This window comes from Bacillus sp. V33-4 (genome assembly GCF_002860225.1).
GTDB classification, from domain to species: domain Bacteria; phylum Bacillota; class Bacilli; order Bacillales; family Cytobacillaceae; genus Bacillus_BJ; species Bacillus_BJ canaveralius.
Window position 1 is genome coordinate 1 of sequence record NZ_PGVC01000080.1, and the last position, 2,580, is coordinate 2,580.

Annotated in this window: 2 protein-coding genes; both read left to right on the forward strand. The window is 43.6% G+C overall.

All coding sequences use genetic code 11. The features are described from left to right. The first annotated feature begins 210 nt into the window (after nucleotides 1–210). Nucleotides 211–1,713, forward strand: coding sequence for an IS21 family transposase (istA, locus tag CVD23_RS21240; RefSeq protein WP_101667097.1), 1,503 nt, complete (start codon nucleotides 211–213; stop codon nucleotides 1,711–1,713). Then, complete coding sequence (gene istB / locus CVD23_RS21245) at nucleotides 1,710–2,447, forward strand: IS21-like element helper ATPase IstB (RefSeq protein ID WP_101667098.1); 738 nt, start codon at nucleotides 1,710–1,712, stop codon at nucleotides 2,445–2,447. The genes istA and istB overlap by 4 nt, the downstream gene beginning before the upstream one ends. Nucleotides 2,448–2,580: the final 133 nt, after the last annotated feature.

The following is a 2,580-nucleotide window of genomic DNA, read 5'->3' on the forward strand; positions in this document are numbered from 1 at the left end:
TCCGCTGTTATCAAACATCTACCTGAATGTACTGGATTCACTCTGGTTAAAGAAGTTCTCCCATCTGTGTTTAATGCAAAATAAAAGTACAGAGATATGCGGGGGATTTATGCACAATCCCAATGCATAAAAAAATAGGCTTGCCAGCACTATAAATAACCTCTACTGTTTGGATTGACTAGATCTTAACAGTTGGGGGAATTTGAAAGGATGCTAGCAATGCCTGAAGTTAATTATATCAAATATCTTAGAGATAACGAAGACCTATCCATTAACGGGATTGCCAAAAAGACAGGGAGGAATTGGAGGACAGTAAAGAGATATGCGGATGGGGATGTCCCCCTTGAACGTCTTCCTTCAAAGAATCGGGGGATGATGTACGAAGAAGGTTATGGGGAGATCGTGGATATTTGGATTGAGGAAGACATGAAGCTCAAGCACAAAGACAGAAGAACAAGCAAGAGAATGTTTGAGCAACTCCGGGACGAACAAGGCTTTAAAGGGTCGTACCGAACGGTCTGCGAATATGTGCAATATAGGAGGCCGGCACTCAAAGCCGAAAAGGCCACGAGGTATGAAAGACTGGAACACCCTCCGGGTGAAGCACAGGTAGACTTTGGCCAAATGACAGTTGTGAAGGATGGCGCCTATAAAGACCTAAAGGTCTTAATCATGAGTTTCCCTTTTAGCAATGCAGGATTTGCCTATCCCCTTCCGGCAGAGAATTCAGAGTGTTTCCTAGAAGGATTGAAACAATTATTCAAACAGGCCGGAGGCGTTCCCACCCATTTGAGGATTGATAATCTATCGGCTGCCGTTGTTTCAATCGGAAAGGGAGACAAAAGAACCTACACAGACTCCTTTCTCCGCTTTCAAGCCCACTATGGCTTTGAAGTCCAAGCGTGCAACCCTTCAAGTGGGCATGAGAAAGGAAATGTTGAGAAAAAAGTGGGATACACGAGGAATAACTTATTCGTCACAGCTCCTGAAATGACGGATTTTCCACAATTGGCTTCGTGGCTGCAGATGAAGATGCAAGAAGATATGAACCGACCGCATTATGAAAAGTCCATCTTAATAAAGGATTTATATGAAGAGGATCGCCGGCAGCTTAAGGCATTGCCTATCAGAGATATTGAGATCTACTCTTTGGCCGAATCCACTCTGAACAAATATGGTGAAATAACGATAGACGGAGAGAAATTCGTTATTCATAAAGGGAAAATCAAGCAGTCATTAGTGATTAAAAAAGAATGGAATCACTTTACCTGTTTCACCAATGACGGTGAAATTGTATATCAAGACTTCAGGCCTTACATGCACAATACCAGGGCTATTCCATGGCTCGACATATTCGAGGACTGGACCAGGAAACCGAGAGCCGTTAAATATTCGCGTTTTTTCAAGTACCTGCCCGAAAGGGTCAGGGTTTATCTTACGATAAAACCCGAAGAAATAAAACAAAGGCTAAAAGGACTTAAGGTCCTCCTTGAGAAGAACTCCCTTGAAGAAATCCACTTGGCCTTGGAATCAGAGAACAGGTTTGAGAGACTGCCGCATGAACTCGGCTATCTAATCGAGGCCAAGAAGGCTGCGTATCCCGAGAAAATGCCGGAGTCACATACTCCGAGCATCCTACATGACTATCAAACAGACCTCCATACATATGACAGGAAGCTGATTCCACAGCTTGAACGGAGGGTTTCGCAGTGAAAGACCTTAAAGAAGCTTGCAAGACGCTCTATCTTGCATATGTTGCCGAGCACTATGAGGAAATCGAGTTTGTATCCAAAGAGCAATTCCTTAGGGAGGTTCTCTCAAAGGAAATTACTTTAAGACAAAGTGCAAAGATTACGCGTTTAATGAAAAAGGCTAAGTTCAGGGAGCTTAAATGGCTGAAAGATTATGAATGGACCGAGCAGCTTCATTTGCCAGCAACCACCACCAAAGAAGAAATCATCGATCTGAAATTCCTGAAAGGAAAACAAAATCTTCTTCTCCTTGGCTCTCCCGGTACAGGGAAAACCCATTTGGCTACCGCGCTTGGAGCCAAGGCATGTGAGATGGGATATGAAGTACGGTTCTTTCGGGTAGCTGACCTTGTCGGTCAGCTCGAAGAGGCATTAAAGGAAGGGACCTTACAAAGGCTAAAACGCCAGATTGAAAAATGTGATTTACTTATTCTGGATGAACTGGGCTATGTGCCATTTCAGAAGCAGGGATCTGAATTACTGTTCCACATTATCGCCGACTGTTATGAACATAAAAGTGTCATAGTAACTTCAAACTTGGAGTTTGGCCAATGGAACCGGGTATTTGGGGATAACCGATTGACCTCTGCCCTCGTGGACCGGTTGGTCCACCACGCCCATATCATTGCTTTTACAGGAGAAAGTTACAGGCTGAAAAACGCACTTTCATCTGTTAAAGCACCAGAGGGAATTTAACGTTCAAATTAGCTGCAAGCCTATGTATTTTTCACTGCAATTCTCTGCACTTTTCGCTTGCAAAAAACACCCATCTGGGAGAACTCATACGCTATGCCGATGATTTCGTGATTATGTGCCACTCAAAGAAACA